This is a genomic window from Arthrobacter sp. Z4-13 (genome assembly GCF_054792705.1).
Map to the genome: position 1 here is coordinate 1102857 of NZ_CP096459.1, position 17120 is coordinate 1119976.

Genomic DNA, 17120 nt, shown 5'->3' on the forward strand with positions numbered 1-17120 from the left:
GTATGCCATGGCTGTGACATTCGTCTCACAAAAAGGAGGCCATTTCCCGTTCCGGGGCTTTGGACCCGCTGATTACTGCACTTTTGAAGCCTGCACGCTGCATAAACCATTCAGCAATGGGTAAGCCGGCAAAACTCCGGGCGTGGCGAACACCATGTTGGGGGGCGTTGGTGATTATTATCCGGGCAGCGGCTTGACTCACCCTAGTTACACGCGTGTAATTAGATAACTAAAGGCACCTGCGTAAATACCGGCACACAACCGAGTGTCCACGTATCCAGGCAGGGGCTGCAACATCAGGAGGGTCGCCGTGGGGCAAGCAGAGCGTATCCAGGAAGATGCCGTCGTGGCCGGTCAGGCGACGGCAAGATACCGTGCGCGGGGGGTACCCAGCGATTGGTACGTGGATCCTGCCGATCCTGACGCTGCGGAGCGGTACAACACGGATAACAAGGACTTCCAGCAGGACCAGGCCACAGCTTTCCTGGCCGCGCACGAAGCACTTCTGGATGGCGCGCAGGACCCCGAGGACGACCTCGACCCGCCCATGGAGCTCGCGGCGGCCGGAACAGCACAGTCTGTGTGGATTGGGTTGCCTTTCCAGCAGGACTTTGGCGACGAAGGCGAGCTCGGCTGGCAGACGGATGCGTTGTGCGCGCAGACCGACCCCGAGGCGTTCTTTCCCGAAAAGGGCGGCTCCACCCGCGACGCCAAAAAGGTCTGCGGTGCCTGCAACGTGCGGTCCCAATGCCTTGAATACGCGTTGGCCAATGACGAACGGTTTGGCATCTGGGGAGGCCTTTCCGAGCGTGAGCGCCGGCGGCTTAGGAAGCGAGCAATCTAATTCATCAGGATGTCCACGTCACTGCCGTTGTGGTTGCCCACAACGGCAGTGCCTATCTCCCCAAAAACCTGGCAGCACTGGAAGGCCAGACCCGGCCGGCGGACCACGTCATCGGCGTCGACACCGGGTCCCGCGATAATTCCCAGGTCCTCCTTGAGCAGGCCCTGGGCCCGGCGCACGTAGTAAGCCACCGCGGAAAGAGCGGCATGGGCGCTGCTGTATCCGCCGCTCTTGCCGAACTCGCCCCTTGGCGGGGAGACCACGGCAACGGCAGTTCAGAGTGGATCTGGCTGCTTCACGATGACGCCGCGCCGGCACCGGAAGCCCTGGCGGAACTCCTCCTTGCTGTCGAACGCGCACCCTCCGTAACAGTTGCCGGCTGCAAGCAGCTGGACTGGCACGCCGAACGCAGGCTGGTGGACGTTGGCCTTTCGACCAGCCGCTGGGCGGAGCGGTTGACCCTTATCGACGCTGACGAACTCGACCAGGGGCAATACGACGGCCGCAGCGATACCTTTGCCGTGAACTCCGCCGGCATGCTGGTCCGCCGCGACGTCTGGGAACAGCTTGGCGGCTTCGATCCCGCCCTCCCTGGCAGCGGCGACGACGTCGACTTCTGCTGGCGCAACCGCCTGGCAGGACACCGTGTTGTGGTTGTCCCCACCGCCAGGATGTTTCACGTAGCGCACCGTCCCCATGCATTGGGGAACGCCGCTGCGGCCCGTAAGGCCCAAGTCCACCTGCGGCTGAAGCACGCACCCCTGTGGATGGTCCCCGTCCACGGTGCGGCCGCCCTTCTCGGCAGCATGTTCAAACTGGTGTTGAGTATCGCCGTGAAGGATCCCGGGCACGGCCTCATGCAGCTGGTGGCAACGTTTGCAGCCCTGGGCCGTCCCCGGGCCGTTATGCGGGCAAGAGCGAATGCCACGAAGACACGCCGGATCCGCCGGTCCGTGATCCGGAAACTCCAGACGCCCCGCCGTGAGGTCTGGAGCCACCGGCGCTCCCTTATGGAGGCTCTGGGTTCAGACGGCAGCCCCGCGGACCACCTCGAACAGGACCCGTTGGCGAACCAGCCTACCGGCGACGCAACGGATGACTTCGCGGCTCTTGCCACCAGCAGGCGCGGCTGGGTGGGGAACGGTGCCCTGGCCACTGTCATTATTGCCTCTGTTACCTCCCTGCTGGGCTTGACCGGACTCTTCGGTGCCCCCGCAGTGTCCGGCGGGGCGCTCATCCCGGTCGCAGGCGATCTGGGCGATATCTGGCACCATGCGTCAAGCTGGTGGATCTCGCTGGGTGCCGGGCTTCCGGGCCGCGGGGATCCCTTCGGATATGTCCTCTGGATCCTGGGTGTACTGGGTGGCGGGGACGCCAACGCCGCCATGGCCTGGCTGCTGCTGCTCGGCACGCCGTTGTCCGGCCTCACAGCCTGGTTTGCGGCGGGCGGCCTGACAGTGCGCCGCCGCCTGCGCCTGGCAGCAGCACTTTTCTGGGCCGCTGCCCCGGCCCTGCAGGTGGCCCTCAACCAAGGCCGGGCCGGGGCTCTTATCGCGCACCTCATGATTCCGCTGCTGGCCCTGGCCCTGCTGCGGGCAACCGGCTCCGCTGTGGGACAGGGACGATTCCAGCAGCCGGCTCCCGGTGACCTGCGCTTTACGGACCAGCCACCGGCCAGACCCGGGGTCAACGGAATGCCGTCCTGGACGGCTGCAGCGGCGGCGGGCCTTGCCCTGGCTGTGGTGACAGCGTCGGCGCCGTCCCTGCTTATCCCTGCCACAGTCGTGATAATTCTCTGCGGGCTCATGCCCGCGCGCCGCGGCCGGACAGTGTGGTGGGCATTGCTGCCCACCGCTGCCCTGTTCATCCCGTTCGGCCTTTCAGCCCTGGACAGGCCGCGGGCCCTGCTGGCTGATCCCGGCGTGCCGCTGGGCTTTGACGCCGCTCCGCTATGGCAGCAACTGCTCGGCCAGCCGCTTCAATTTGGTCCCAACAGCGGGCTGGCGGGACTACCGTACTTCGCGGACAGCACCGTGCCGTGGGCCCTGTTGCTGGCCCTCCTCGTTGCCGTCCCCGTTGTGCTCCTGGCCGTGGCGGGTATCGGGTTGCCCGGTAACCGGGCGGGGATGGCCCGGTCCCTGTGGGTTGTCGGCACCATTGCGCTGGCCGGAGGCTGGTTTGCCGGGCACGTGGCTACCGGCACGAATGCCGACACGATGGTCACGCCTTTCCCTGGTCCGGCGGTTTCCGCAGCAGCCTTCGCCCTGCTGGGCGCCGGCGTCCTGGGGGCAGAACGGCTGCTGGACATGGCAGAGCGGGCAGTGGCGGGCACTGCGAAGCATAAGAAGGCGTTGCGGTCAGCGGCCGCGTGCGGGATGGTGCTCCTACTGGTGGGACCCCTGGCAGGAATGGCTGCATGGTCGGCACAGAACGTCGTCCGTCCATCTGTTGCCACGGCCCAAATGTCCACGGAGTCCAATGCTCTGGGCACGCGCCGGCTGGTCGAGGCAGCCGGTGCGCGCACCCTTCCAGCCACGGCCATCGACCGCGGGACGGGCCCTGAACAGACGCGCACCCTCTTGATCAGAACCGGTGAGAACGGCACGTATCACGCTTCCCTGATGAGGGGGGCGGGCACAACGCTGGACAGCCTTTCGGCCATTGCCTCGGTGCGGAATATCCTGGGTGCGCCGGGATCAGAAACGGTGCGCGACGACGACGACGTTACTGCCGCGGTCCGCCGCGTGGTGGCAACGCTTGTGGCCGGCCAGAGTGTGGACCCCCGGACCGACCTGGAACAGCTCGGGGTCGGCTTTGTGGTTCTTCGGGCAGCAGACACCGCAGCCCAGCTCACCGCCAGCAGGATGGACGCGGTACCCGGGCTCATTGCCGTGGGGCAGACCGACGTCGGATGGCTGTGGCGGATCACCCCACTGAACGAGCCTGCCCTGCAAGCGGGTGACGTTGCCCCCCGGGTGCGGGTCGTTAACCCGGACGGTGCCGCAATTGCGCTGGTACCGTCAGGGTTTGACGACGTCGACGCTGCTGTTCCCGAGGGGCCGGAGGGCCGCCTGGTGGTGCTGGCCGAACGGGCAGATCCCGGCTGGACTGCGTGGCTGGACGGCCGCAGGCTGACGTCCACTACTTCCGGATGGTCCCAGGCCTTCACCCTTCCAGCCTCGTCGGGCCACCTGACGGTGCGGTACGAGAACCCATGGGCCGTGTGGTCCGGGATTGCCCAGTACACCGTCTTTGGACTGACGGTAATGCTCGCCATTCCGATGCCTGCCCGGCGCCAGAGGACTGGTATTTCACGGGACGAAGGCTCGCTGCGTAAGGAACACCAGAATGCATAACACTTCCACCTCTGCGGAAGCATCAGAGGCAAGCGGTGCCACAGTTGTGGAACGCCCGGAAAGCCCCGAGCGCGGCAAGCGTCCAGGGGCAAAGGGGCGGAAGGCACTGCTCCCCAGCCTGGTGTCCGCCGCCATCGTCATCACCGGTGCCGGCGCCGTGGTGGCAGCCGGGTCGGTCCTGCCGCAGCCAGTTTCCAGCCGTGCCGTACCCGCGGGGGAGTCGGCAGTTCCTGCCGGAAGCAGCGTTGGAGTCTGTCCTGGCCCCGCCCGGCTGCTGGAAGGCACTGAAGCGGGCACTGATCCACAATTCAGCCCGGAGTCGGAAACTGCCGCAAGCTCGGTCACGGGGGCAGTCCTCAGCGCAGGAGGGGTGCTGCCGGCAAGCCGCCTGTCGAAACTCAGCGGAACAACCGCCGTCGAGATTGCAAAAGAGCAAGCCCAGCCCGGTGCCGCCGGAGGTTCCCAGGAGCTTCTCGCGGGAGTGGTAGCGGGCCGTTCCGTGGACCAGGTGAGCGTCCTCAGCGCCGATGCCCTGGCAAACCAGAAGGCCTCGGCAGCAGCAGCCATGAAGTTCACGGCAGCGGACGGCGACCTGAGGGGAATTGCGGCAGCCAACTGCCTGCAGCCGTCCAACGATCAATGGCTGGCGGGCGCCACCACCGTTGTGGGCCGCACGTCGGTGCTGGTTCTGACCAACGCATCCACCACACCGGCCACCGTCAGCCTGGAGCTTTTCGGGTCCTCGGGGCAGATCCAGGCACCCGGCAGCCGGGGTCTGCTGGTGGCGCCCGGTACATCGCGGCCGGTAGTCCTCGCCGGGCTGGCACCGGGGGAGGCCCAGCTAAGCGTGCATGTGCGCAGCGCCGGAGGGCCTGTCGCAGCCGTCATCCAGCAGAGTGTGCTGCGGGGGCTGACCCCTGGCGGCGTGGACTTCATTGCGCCCGGAGCCGCACCGGCAGTCCGGCAGGTGATGACCGGCGTTGATATCCAGGACCCGGGCCAGGTTGCTGCGCTCACCGGAAGGTCCGGGTACGAGGACGCCGGCCCGGCCCTGCAGCTCACCGTTCCCGGCCCTTCAGACGCCGTGATTGAGGTTAAGCTCTACGGACGCGACGGCCAGAAGGCGCTGCCCAACGGGGGAGTTATCACTGCCAAAGCGGGCACCGCCACGGAAATCCCGCTGGCTGGCGTCCCCGCCGGCCATTACACGGTGGTTGCATCATCGGATGTCACCTTTGTCGCCGCCGCACGGGTTACCCGGGGACTCCAGGACACCAGGGCGGCCGACGTCGCGTGGGCAGCATCGGGAGTCAGGCTCGGCAGCCAGCACGTGGTCCCCGTTCCACAAGGTGGCCAGCGGCACCTCGTTTTCGGTGCCCTCGACAACCGGGCCACCATCACCTATTCGGCCATCACTGCGGACGGAAAAGTCCGGGCGGCATCCACCGCCGACATCGCCGGCGGAACCACGGCGTCCATCGCCATTCCTGAAAGGGCAGAGGGTTCCGCCGTCGTAGGGTATGTGGTGTCGGCTTCAGGCGACGCCGCTTACGGAGCCCTGCTGCTGCAGCAGGACGGCAGTGACGATGTCTCGTCACTCGCCTTCCTGCCCGCAGCGGCGGGACAGGAGACAGTGCCCGTCACCCTGGGCTACTGACTCAACCGGGGTACCGGCGGTCAGCAGCAGCTGACGAAGCGGGATCAGTACCGCCGGCGGTACACGGGATCCAGGGTCTCCGGGGCAACACCCAGCATTTCAGCCGTGTGCTCCACCACCACGTCATGGACCAGGTCAGGGAGTTCGTCGACACCTCCGCACGCCTGCTCAACCACGCGCCGGTACACGGTAATCATCGGCCCGTCTTCCCCCGTCGCAGGGGTGTAGGAACCCATGGGTGGCGTGGTGGCATTGGCCGCCAACTGCTCCAGGTCCGGCGGGATTTCATCGACGCCAAAACGGACTCCGTCGAGGGTCTTGCCCCAGATGTCGTGCAGCCTTTGCGCGGAGTCCAGCACCATGTCATCAAAGCGGTCAGAACGCGTGCGGTAGCCGGGATGGGTGGGGAGCATCACCTCGCCGCGAAGGCCCCGTCCGTGGCGGTTACGGCGGCGCATCATAAAGCTTTTGCCCGGCGATGCGGTGCCCGGATCCCTGCTGGCATCCGGGTCAGCCAACCGGACCGAAAAGCCTGATTCATGGTTCGATGACTGCATACATCGACTGTAAACCCGGGGAAGGATTTACGCGACACATGGGCCGCCCCCGCCAACGCGCGTCGACCCGGGGCGGAAATGCCGGGTTTTGCCGCCTGCACGGAGTAGTCTGTGATGTCGTGGGAGCTATCCGTCAGTGTTCAAGATCTGCGTGCCGCCAGTCAGCGGTAGCTACTCTGACGTATGTCTACGCGGACTCCACGGCGGTCCTTGGTCCGCTGGCCACCTACGCGGAGCCCCATTGTTACGATTTGTGTGGGCAGCACGCTGATTCCCTCACTGTCCCGCGGGGCTGGGAAGTTCTGCGCCTGGCCATGCCCTCCACCCCGCAGCAGCCGGGCCCGGACGACCTCCTGGCGCTGGCCAATGCAGTCCGCGATGCCGCTGCCTTGCCCGCGCAGGCGCCGCCGCCTTCCGGAAAGCGCGGCCCCCATTCGGTGCTGGAAGCACCGGCTGGAGCCGAAGGCACCCGAAGGGGCCACCTCCGCGTCCTGCGGGAACCGTCCTGACGCGCATCTGGCGGTAGGCTGGAAGCTGCAATTCCGTCCGCTACCGGCGCCAGCGCGCCCGTCAGGGAGCATGAATAATGCCAAAGATCAGTCCTGAACTCCTGTCCGTCCTGCGTTGCCCCGTGACAGGGGCGTCCCTGGTGCAGGAAGGCGATGAGCTTGTTGCGGCCGTCGCGGGCGAATCCGGAATGAAGCCGCGCTATGCCATCGAGGACGGAATTCCCCTCCTCCTGCCGCCCGAACTGCTGACAGCGGCGGCCGCGGCTGGTGCAGACCAGCACGATTCGGACCAGCACGATGCAGGCGCCGGCACGCCCCAGGCCGTTTAGCCCCCGCGACAGCACAGACCACAGGCGCCCGCGCCGCGGACCCGGACCGGGCTCCGCAAGCAGCACCCGGCCCACCGCCGGACAGAGTAAAGGATTCACCCATGGCTTTTGATTACAAGGTTGCCGACATCTCGCTGGCCGAGGCCGGCCGGCACCAGATCCGCCTTGCTGAGCACGAAATGCCCGGCCTGATGTCCCTTCGCGAGGAATTCGGACCCACCCAACCGCTTAAGGGTGCACGGATCGCGGGGTCACTGCACATGACGGTGCAGACCGCCGTGCTGATCGAAACCCTCACTGCCCTGGGCGCCGAGGTCCGCTGGGCTTCCTGCAATATCTTCTCCACCCAGGATGAAGCCGCCGCCGCCGTAGTGGTGGGGAAGGGCACCGTGGAGGACCCGCAAGGTGTTCCGGTGTTCGCGTGGAAGGGCGAAACACTAGAGGAATACTGGTGGACCGCCGAGCAGATCCTCACTTGGCCCGGCGCGGAGACCAACCCGGAGCTCGGGCCCAACATGATCCTTGACGACGGCGGAGACGCCACCATGCTGGTGCACAAGGGCGTTGAGTTCGAGGCCGTGGGCAACGTCCCGTCCGCCGACCCGACCGATTCCGAAGAGTACGGCATCTTCCTTGACGTCCTCCGCCGCTCCCTCGCAGCAGACCCGCACAAGTGGACCCGCACGGCCGCCACGATCAAGGGTGTCAGCGAAGAAACCACTACCGGCGTCCATCGCCTGTACCAGCTGGCTGAACAGGGCAAGCTGCTCTTCCCCGCGATCAATGTCAACGACTCAGTGACCAAGAGCAAATTCGACAACAAGTACGGGATCCGGCACTCGCTGCCGGATGGGATTAACCGTGCCACGGACGTGCTCATGGGCGGCAAGGTCGCCGTCGTCTGCGGCTATGGTGACGTCGGCAAAGGGGCCGCGGAGGCACTGCGTGGCCAGGGGTCACGTGTGATCGTCACCGAAATCGACCCCATCTGCGCCCTGCAGGCGGCCATGGACGGTTACCAGGTGGCCAAGCTGGAGTCCGTCCTGGCCCAGGGGGATATCTTCATCACCACCACAGGCAACAAGGACGTCATCATGGCCGAGCACATGGCGGGTATGAAGAACAAGGCGATTGTGGGCAACATTGGCCACTTCGACAACGAGATCGACATTGCCGGCCTCGCCAGGATCCCTGGCATCAAGAAGGTGGAAATCAAGCCGCAGGTCCACGAATGGGTTTTCGAGGCGAACCCGGCCACGGAAGAGGGCAGCCGTTCCATCATCGTCCTTTCCGAAGGCCGCCTGCTGAACCTGGGCAACGCCACGGGGCACCCGTCCTTCGTAATGAGCAACTCGTTCGCCAACCAGACCATCGCCCAGATCGAGCTGTGGACCAAGAAGGACCAGCGCGAAGGGGAGCGCGAGTACGAGAACCAGGTCTACGTTCTGCCCAAGGTCCTGGACGAAAAGGTGGCCCGCCTGCACCTGGACGCCCTCGGCGTGGAGCTGACCGAACTGTCCAAGGACCAGGCTGAGTACCTGGACCTGGACGTCGCAGGCCCGTACAAGCCCGAGCACTATCGTTACTAAGAAGTGAAGTGCCCGAATGCCGAGAGCACCCGGGCCGTTACTTTCTGCGCCTAGGATCAAAATATGGAGCCCGAAGTCCAGTCCCGCCGGCCGGGTCGTGTGAAGAAAATACTTGTGGTGGCAGTTGTGTGCCTCCTCGCCGCTGTGGGTGGCGTGTTCGCTGCAGTGGCCCCGGGCATTGCCCGGGGCGCCATCGAATCCGAGGCGGGGTCCGCCGTCAGGACCTCGCCCGGTATCGCCGCGCCCGTCATTGCGCCGGTCAAGCTCGACGCCGCACCGGCCAACGGTGCCAAGCAGGTGAACCCGGCCGCCCCAGTGTCGCTGAAGGTGGCCAACGGCTCGATCGAACGCGTCACCCTGACCAGCACGTCCGGCAAGACGGTGGAAGGCAGCATCGACGCCGCGGGGACAGGCTGGACGGCATCCGGGCCCCTGGCGTTCAACACGGACTACAGCTACACCTACGTGGTGAAGGATGGGGCTGGGCGCGAGACCAGCACCACGCAGTCCTTCAGTACGGTTTCCAGTTCGCACGAGGCGGATGCAGCCATCTACCCGCTGGACGGCATGAAGGTGGGCGTCGGGCAGCCGCTGCAGGTCATCTTCAGCGAACCGGTGGTCAACCGTGAGGCCGTGGAAAAGGCCATCAAGATCACCAGCAGCGCCGGCCAGGTGGGCGCCTTCCATTGGCACAGCAACACCATGGTCCGGTACCGGGCGGAAAACTTTTGGGCGGCAAACTCCACCATCACGATGGACATGCAACTGTTCGGCGTGGATCTCGGCAACGGGCAGATTGCCAACTTCAACAAGAAGGTGAACGTCTCCATCGGCGACAAGAAGGTGGCGGTGGCGGACTCGGCGGCCCACACCTTCACCCTTAGCGTCAACGACCAGGTGGTCAAGACGCTGCCGGTGAGCATGGGGGACAAGCGGTTCCCGTCCGCCCGCGGCTACGGCGTGCTGATGGAGAAGAAACGCTACGACCACTTCCGGGCCTCAAGCATCGGGCTGAAGCCCGGTGACCCGGCCTACTACGGTGACAAGGACGTGGAATACACCATCCGGCTCACCCTCAGCGGTGCCTACATGCACCAGGCCCTGGAATCCGCGTATCCCTTCATCGGCAACACCAACGTCTCCCACGGCTGCATCGGATTTGCCCCTGACGGCGCCGCCTGGGTCTTCGACAATATGGGCACCGGAGACGTTGTCCAGATCGTCAATACTGAGGGCGACTACGCAGCCCACGACGATGGGTTCGGCGACTGGAACATCCCTTGGAGCGAATACGCCAACTAGCGCTCAGCTGCTGAAAGGCAGCCGGTGCAGCCGCTCACCCGTCTCAGCGCTCCGCCGTCGTGCCTGGGACAATTTGGCGAGTTCCCTGCTCCGCCGCTCAGCCACGACGGCCGCGAGATAGTCATCCGGGCTGGTCCCGGCAGGCGGCGGCGGAGCCACGTGGCTGGCGAGCTCAGTTGCGATCGACTCGGCCATGCTGGCCCTGGAAAGTGGCGCCATCCTGCCGGCCTGGCGGATGAACTGGGATGCCCGGCGCGCCGTAGCATCAGGGATTCTTCCGATATCCGCCGCCGTGGCCCAGGACCGCAGCCGGGGCGGAACGAGCACCGGCGAAGATGCTTCTACCGGGACACGGCTGCGGATGGCGTAGGTGCCGGCCATCAGGTCGCCCAGCCGGCGGGACCTGTCATTGAACAGGGCCACGGCAATGGCCAGCCCGCCAAAGGTCAGGTAGATCTCGAGGAAACCGGTCAGCCCACGGATCAGGGCGTGGCGGAACCGGATGGCGCCGCCGTCCTCCCGTACCACCCGCAGGCCCGCTGCGAGCTTGCCCAGCGAGAGCCCGCGGCTGAGGGTCTCCACCGCCACCGGGACAATCACCAGGCAGAAGACCACACTGGCCACCACCAGGGCCCGCATCGCCGCGTCGTCGAGGTCTTCGCCTGCGGCCGCAACTCCCACCAGGATTGCCACCAGCAGAATGATGCTCAAAGCCATGTCCAGGAGCAAGCCCAGCGCGCGGGCCGCAAAGGATGCAGGACGCAACTCCAGGACAACGGCCTCACCAGTGATTATCGAACTCACGCTGTTCCTGTTCGTTGCGGCTGACGAGGTGCTCCTAGTCTATGGCGGGCCGCTAGGCTGGTGCCGTGGATATGGACGCGTTCTCCGCCGTCAACGCGGACAAGTGGTCCCGGCTGCACGAGCTTGCCTACAAAGGCAGGCTGAGCGGGCCGGAAGCAGATGAACTGCTGACGCTGTACCAGTCCACGTCCGCCCACCTTTCGCTCATCCGTTCACTGGCCCCGGAGAGCGGCCTGTCCGCCTCCCTGTCCGCGACGCTTGCCCAGGCGCGGACGCGTTTCACCGGCGCGCGCTCCAACCCGATGGAAGATCTGGCGCGGTTTTTTGTGGTGGCACTTCCGGCCGCCTTTTACCGGCTCACCTGGCTCACCCTGGCCTGCGGGGCGGCCTTTGTCCTCGTCGGTGCGGCCTACGCCCTTTGGATCGGCACATCCCCGGAGGCGTTGCGGGCAGTGGCGTCCGAGGCAGCGGCCAGGCAGTATGTCGAGGAAGACTTCATCACTTATTACTCGGAGAACCCCGCTGCGTCCTTTGCCGGCGCCGTCTGGACCAACAACGCCTGGATCAGCGCACAGGCTGTTGCCCTCGGCATCACCGGAGTGTGGGTGCCGATGATCCTGTTCAGCAACGCGCAGGGGGTAGGTATTGCCGCCGGCATCTTCGCGGCCGCCGGGAAGTCAGAGGTTTTCTACAGCTACATCCTTCCGCACGGCCTGATGGAACTCACGGCGGTGTTCATCGCCTGCGCCGCCGGTCTTCGGATTTTCTGGGCGATGGTGTCGCCCGGGCCCCGCACCCGGGCCCGGGCAGTGGCCGAGGAGGGCAGGTCCCTCATCACCGTAGCCTTGGGCCTGGTCCTGGTGCTGTTCGTTTCCGGGCTGGTGGAAGGATTCGTCACGCCCAGTGCGCTGCCGGCCTGGGCAAAGATCGGAATTGGGGCCGCCGTGCTGGCCGGCTACTGGCTGTATGTCCTCGCCTGTGGAAGGCCTGCCTACCTGGCGGGGGAGCGCGGCGACCTGCGCCGCGAAGACGCCGGCTATGTGGAAATCGCCGGGTGAATCCTTGCCTGAATCGTTGTAATCCCTCCGGGGTGGTTCCTCGCCCAGCCGCAAGCCCGGACGGTAGGCTCGTCAACAGATAAAGCGCGCCGGCGGACCCAGAACCTGGCGCGGAAACCCAAGGGAAGTGACGCTGCTGTGAAAGACGAAACTCCTGCCCGCGCCAGGCGCGACGAGCCGCAGCCGGAACCGGTCCTGGACTCGTCAGGGGACTCTGACGAGCCGGCATTTGCCTGGATGACTCCCGCCGCAACGGACACCGGGAGTTCTGCAGCGGGCGGTTCCGATGAACCAGCCGCTGAAGCGCCGGGAGAATCAGCAGGGAGTGCACGCGCCGGTTCCCCGGCCACAGGTGCTGGCTCCACCGCAACGGACGCCGGGCCGGCCGCAGCAGGCGGCGGTTCTTCCGCCCCGGTGGGCGCCGCTGCCACCGCCGCGAAGGCCCGCAAAGCCGTCCAGCCGGAAAGCCGGGCCGGCCGGAGAGCCGCAGAGGCCGCCGATGAAGGCGTGAAACCCGCATCCGGGCACGGCAGCTCGCCCGTTTTCAGGGAACCGCTGCCCACTTCCGCGCTGCAGGTCCGTCCGCCCGAGGAGGAGGTGGAGCGCCGCAATGCGCAGCGCGAGAGCGCAGCCAACGCCAAGCCGGTGGCCCCGCGGGTCATGCAGGTCCTGCTTGCCATCTTCTTCCCACTGATCCTGCTCATCCTTGCGGTGCGTGCGGTGACCAGCCCGCTGTTCCTGTGGGTGGAGTACAACCGTCCCGGATTTCCCGGTGACGGCTACGGCTTCAGCACCGACGACAGGATGACCTACGGCTCCTACGCCGTCGACTACCTCAGTAACTGGTCCGGCCCGCGCTACCTGGGCGACCTGGTGCACCGCAGCGGCGACAAACTGTTCAAGGACGGCGAAGTCAGCCACATGGCTGACGTCAAGCTGGTGATCCTCTCCACCTTCGGTGCCGGCCTGCTGCTGGTCCTGGTCAGCATCATCGCTGTCCTCTACCTGCGCAAGAGAAGCAACGGGGGAGTCCGCAGGGGACTGTTCGCCGGTTCCATCATCACGCTGGTCCTGATCCTGGGACTGGGTTCCCTGGCAGTGCTGGGCTGGCAGCAGTTCTTCACCGAGTTCCACCGGATCTTCTTCGCCGACGGTTCCTGGACGTTCAGCCTGGATGACACCCTGATCCGGCTGTTCCCCGGCCAATTCTGGGTCGACGCCGGAATTGTGATCGCGGGCCTGGTGCTGTTGACCGCGCTCGTGACGCTGATCCTCACCTGGCCCACACGCCGGCGCCGCGGTCTCGTCAAGGACCAGCCTGCTGGAGCAGACCAGTCAGCTGAGCAGGCAGCGGGTCAGGAGTAGAGTTTGGCGATTTCGCCTTCGTAGTCATGCACGACGGCGGAGCGCTTCACTTTGAGGGAAGGCGTCAGATGTCCTGACTCCACAGTGAACTGGGCGGCCAGCACGGTGAACTTCCGGATGGACTCCGCCTTGGACACCAGCCGGTTCGCCCCATCCACCGCCTCCTGTATTGCTGCGGCCACCTGCGGATCCGTAACGGCATCCCGGAGAGCAAGAGCGGGCAGCCCCTGCTCGGAGCGCCAGTTCTCGAGGCCTTCCGGGTCGAGGCTCACGAGAGCAGAGACAAAGGGCTTTCCGTCGCCCACCACCACGGCGTAAGCCACCAGCTGATGAGCACGGATCCTTTCCTCCAGCGGCCCGGGCGCAACATTTTTGCCGCCGGCGGTGACCAGCAGGTCCTTCTTCCGCCCCGTAATGGTAAGGAACCCCTGGCGGTCCAGCTCGCCTAGGTCGCCCGTGCGGAAGAAACCATCCACGAAGGCTTCTGCGTTTGCGGCCTGGTTGGCGTGATAACCCCGAAAGACGCCAATCCCCTTGACCAGGATCTCGCCGTCTTCCGCTACCCGGACGGTGGTGCCGGGGATGGGGATGCCCACCGAACCCACCCGCGTGCGGGACGGCGTGTTCACGGTGCACGGAGCTGTGGTCTCGGTGAGGCCGTACCCTTCCAGCACAGGAATCCCGGCCCCACGGAAGGAGTGCGCGTCCTCTGTTGCCAAAGCACTGGCACCGGAGACTGTGTACCCCACGTGGCCGCCGAAAGCCTGGCGAAGCCGGGGGTAAAGCAGCCGGTCGAAGACCCCGTGGCGGATCCGGCAGAGCAGCCCGGGACCGTTGCCCTCACCCCGGCTGCGCTTGTCCTCCGCCTGCGAGTACTCAATCGCAGTTGCCGACGCAGCGTTGAAAAGGCGCGCTTTTCCGGCTGCTGCTGCCTTGTGCGCTGCGGCTGCCCGGACCTTCTCGAAAATCCGCGGAACCACCAGCAGGAACGTGGGCCGGAAGGATGCCAGGTCCTCGAGGAGCTGGGCCGCCCCCGTGTGCCCGACCGTGGCGCCGGCGGTGAGGCAAACCACCTGGACCGCCCGGGCCAGGACATGTGCGAGTGGCAGGAACATCAGCGTGCGGGCCTGGTCCCGGAGCAGCAGTTCCGGTAGGAAAGCGACGATGTTCCTGGCCACCAGGGCGAAATTGCCATGGGTGATTTCGCAGCCCTTAGGGTTGCCGGTGGTGCCCGAGGTGTACACCAGGGAGGCGACGTCATCCAGTCCTGCCCGGCTCCGGTGCCGTTCAAGTTCTGCGTCGGTGACACCCATCCCGGCGGCGGCCAGGCTGGCAAGGTCAGGGGCTTCGCCCTCAAAGCCCATCCGGACCACGTTGATGAGCCGGTCCCGCAGCAGTTCCGAACCGGCCAGGACAACGGCCATCAGCTTCACCTTGGCATGGTCCTCGGCGAAGACCCGTCGCACGCCGGCGTCATGGAGGATCCACTCGACCTGGCCGGCGGAGGACGTTTCGTAGATGGGAACTGTCACGCCGCCGGCGAACCAGATGGCGAAATCAACCAGCGTCCATTCGTAGGAGGTGGCGGACATTACCGCCACGGTGTCGCCGGGTTCGAGGCCGCCGGCGATCAGGCCCTTTGCAAGGGCCTTGACGTCCTGCAGGAATTTCTGCGCCGTCACGTCAACCCAGCCGTTGGGCCCCTTGCACCGGTAGAGGGCGTGGGCCGGATTGGCGGAATGCTGCTCGAGCAATAGGTCCGTAACGTTGCTGGCGGCATCAAGCTCAACCAGCAGTTCGGTGCTCGCTTCTCTCACAGCAAGTCTCCGTTCCGCTGCCATGCCGCGGCAGCGGCTCCGTCGGGGTCTTCTGCCATCCTGCCCTAGATCCAGGAAGGCATCCACATCCGGAGCCGCCACTCCTGGTACGGGATGACCTCTGCGGCCCAGACGGGGTAGAAGAAGGCTGCCAACAGCACTGCGGCGGCCACGAACAGGGCCACCAGGTACAGCCCTGACCGGCGGCGCCACGGGGGATCCGTCGTCCTGCCCAGGACCAGCCCCAGGCAGTACACGAGGGCCAGCACCAGGAACGGTTCGAAGGACAGCGCATAGAAGTAGAACATAGTCCGCTCCGGGTACATGAACCACGGCAAGTACCCGGCGGCCACCCCGGCCAGCACCGCTCCAGCCCGCCAGTCGCGGCGGCCCGCCCACCAGAACAGGAGCACCACCAGCGATATCACTGCCGCCCACCAGACCATGGGATTTCCGACGGACAGGATGGCGGATGTGCACTTGTCCATGTCGCAGCCCGGAGTGCCCTGCTCCGGGGATTCATAAAAGAAGGATGTGGGCCTGCCCATCACCAGCCAGCTCCAGGCGCTTGCCTCATACGGGTGCTCGGACCCCAGGCCCTGGTGGAAGTTGTAGGCTTCCAGATGGTAGTGCGCCAGGGACCGGACCGATTCCGGCAGCCAGCCCCACTCAGCGGACGGATTGCTCTGCGCCCAGCGGCGGAAGTACGCGTTGTCTGAGCGGAACCAGCCGGTCCAGGTGGCGGTGTAGACCAGCGCGGCAACCGGAACCATGCTGAGGAACGCGGGGATGCCGTCCTTGATCACGCCGCCGCTGATCCAGCCGCGGATCCCCGCCACCCGCCGGGCGCTGAGGTCCCACAGGACGGTGAGGATGCCGAAACCGGCCAGGAAGAATAAGCCTGACCATTTGGTTCCCACGGCAAGCCCCAGGAAGACGCCTGCCGCCAGCCGCCACCAGCGCACGCCCAGCCACGGCCCGGACAGCAGTTGGGAGGTGGTGGGAAGTCCCCCGTTGGCGGACGCAACTTTCGCCAGCCGGTCGGCCAACCGCCGTCGGCCGTCATCCCGGTCCATGAGTAAGGCGCCAAATGCTGCCAGGATCCAGAACATCAGGAAGATATCCAGCAGCGATGTCCGGGACATCACCAGGTGATGGCCGTCCACGGCCAGGAGCAGTCCCGCAGCACCGGCCAGGGGAAGTGAACGGAAGAGTTTCAGCGCAATCAGTGACAAGAGCAGGATGGACAGGGTTCCGGTCAGGGCTGCCGCGAAACGCCACCCGAAGGAATTGTCTGCGCCGAAGATCCACATACCGGCCGCGATCATCCACTTTCCCACCGGGGGGTGGACCACGTACTCGGGAGAGTCCAGGAGCAGGGCCGGGTTACCGGCGTTGAAGGAATCATTGGCTTTGTCCGGCCAGCTGCGCTCATAACCGCTGATCAGGTACGAGTAGGCATCCTTGACGTAATACGTTTCGTCAAAAACCAGTTTGTGCGGGGTCTCCAGCCGGACAAACCGCAGGATTCCGCCGGCTGCCGCAGTCAGGACAGGAACCAGCAGGATCCAAAGCCGCAGCGACGGCGGATAGTCCCGCCAGCTGTGGATGGGCCGAAGCAGCCGCGCACGCAGGGATTCCGCCGTGAAGGCCTCAGTCGGGCGGCTGACCCACGGCCGGGTATGGAGCCGCCCGGGCTGGCCCTCATCTTCGGAAGTGGAAGTGCTGGACGCCATGGGTGTGGCGTATTCGGCCCCGGCCGGCCGCGTCGAGGTCTGCGTCACGAGCCCCATGCTACCTTTTGCGGCTGGCCGCGCCCGGCAGCAGTAGGCTGGTGGCGTGGACCCTAACCTCAGCCCCTTTCCTGATTCCGGCACTGCCATCCCCGATGCGGAAGCCGGAGGACAGTCGTCAGGGGCGACGGAGGCGGCCG

General features: G+C 65.9%; 13 protein-coding genes. 9 read left to right on the forward strand and 4 right to left on the reverse strand.

The annotated features are described in order from the left end of the window. Positions 1–310 precede the first annotated feature (310 nt). From M1E07_RS06990 to M1E07_RS07000, 3 genes are read left to right on the forward strand one after another with little or no spacing between them, the layout of a single operon-like run. Complete coding sequence (locus M1E07_RS06990) at positions 311–844, forward strand: WhiB family transcriptional regulator (RefSeq protein ID WP_461189526.1); 534 nt, start codon at positions 311–313, stop codon at positions 842–844. 29 nt (positions 845–873) lie between these two features. Beyond that, positions 874–4200: a glycosyltransferase family 2 protein gene (locus tag M1E07_RS06995; RefSeq protein WP_461189527.1), complete on the forward strand. Its 3327-nt coding sequence runs from the start codon at positions 874–876 to the stop codon at positions 4198–4200. Continuing rightward, positions 4193–5857 (forward strand): DUF5719 family protein, encoded by a 1665-nt coding sequence (locus M1E07_RS07000; RefSeq protein ID WP_461189528.1) that lies wholly within the window; start codon positions 4193–4195, stop codon positions 5855–5857. The genes M1E07_RS06995 and M1E07_RS07000 overlap by 8 nt, the downstream gene beginning before the upstream one ends. Positions 5858–5901: 44 nt before the next feature. Here the strand turns inward: M1E07_RS07000 and M1E07_RS07005 are convergent, their stop codons facing one another. Further along, on the reverse strand, positions 5902–6414 hold the full coding sequence (locus M1E07_RS07005; protein WP_461189529.1) for a metallopeptidase family protein: 513 nt from the start codon (positions 6412–6414) through the stop codon (positions 5902–5904). Positions 6415–6533: 119 nt separating this feature from the next. Here M1E07_RS07005 and M1E07_RS07010 point away from each other — a divergent pair, with 119 nt between their 5' ends. The 4 genes from M1E07_RS07010 to M1E07_RS07025 all read left to right on the forward strand — a co-directional run bounded on the left by M1E07_RS07010 (position 6534) and on the right by M1E07_RS07025 (position 10143). Then, entirely contained in the window at positions 6534–6923 is a 390-nt protein-coding gene (locus M1E07_RS07010; protein WP_461189530.1) for a DUF3499 domain-containing protein, read from the forward strand. A 77-nt stretch (positions 6924–7000) separates the two neighbouring features. Beyond that, the gene (locus M1E07_RS07015; protein WP_461189531.1) at positions 7001–7252 is read left to right on the forward strand and encodes a Trm112 family protein; all 252 of its coding nucleotides are present in this window, start codon (positions 7001–7003) and stop codon (positions 7250–7252) included. Positions 7253–7353: 101 nt separating this feature from the next. Then, complete coding sequence (gene ahcY, locus M1E07_RS07020) at positions 7354–8841, forward strand: adenosylhomocysteinase (RefSeq protein WP_461189532.1); 1488 nt, start codon at positions 7354–7356, stop codon at positions 8839–8841. Positions 8842–8904: 63 nt separating this feature from the next. Continuing rightward, on the forward strand, positions 8905–10143 hold the full coding sequence (locus M1E07_RS07025; RefSeq protein WP_461189533.1) for a L,D-transpeptidase: 1239 nt from the start codon (positions 8905–8907) through the stop codon (positions 10141–10143). Positions 10144–10146: 3 nt separating this feature from the next. Here M1E07_RS07025 and M1E07_RS07030 read toward each other — a convergent pair whose 3' ends face one another. Continuing rightward, positions 10147–10947 carry an RDD family protein gene (locus tag M1E07_RS07030; protein WP_461189534.1) on the reverse strand — a complete coding sequence of 267 codons (801 nt, stop codon included), beginning with the start codon at positions 10945–10947 and terminating at the stop codon, positions 10147–10149. A 65-nt stretch (positions 10948–11012) separates the two neighbouring features. Here M1E07_RS07030 and M1E07_RS07035 point away from each other — a divergent pair, with 65 nt between their 5' ends. Both M1E07_RS07035 and M1E07_RS07040 read left to right on the forward strand, forming a co-directional pair. Next, on the forward strand, positions 11013–12005 hold the full coding sequence (locus M1E07_RS07035; protein ID WP_461189535.1) for a stage II sporulation protein M: 993 nt from the start codon (positions 11013–11015) through the stop codon (positions 12003–12005). A gap of 138 nt (positions 12006–12143) precedes the next feature. Further along, a complete protein-coding gene (locus M1E07_RS07040) occupies positions 12144–13370 on the forward strand; it encodes a TIGR01906 family membrane protein (RefSeq protein WP_461189536.1) in 1227 nt (408 codons plus the stop codon). On the opposite strand, the gene M1E07_RS07045 is transcribed toward M1E07_RS07040, so the two are convergent. Together M1E07_RS07045 and M1E07_RS07050 are read right to left on the reverse strand one after the other, a co-directional pair. Then, on the reverse strand, positions 13361–15187 hold the full coding sequence (locus M1E07_RS07045; protein ID WP_461189537.1) for an AMP-dependent synthetase/ligase: 1827 nt from the start codon (positions 15185–15187) through the stop codon (positions 13361–13363). The two genes, M1E07_RS07040 and M1E07_RS07045, sit on opposite strands and share 10 nt — an antisense overlap. A gap of 65 nt (positions 15188–15252) precedes the next feature. Continuing rightward, entirely contained in the window at positions 15253–16980 is a 1728-nt protein-coding gene (locus M1E07_RS07050; protein ID WP_461189538.1) for a dolichyl-phosphate-mannose--protein mannosyltransferase, read from the reverse strand. Positions 16981–17120: the final 140 nt, after the last annotated feature.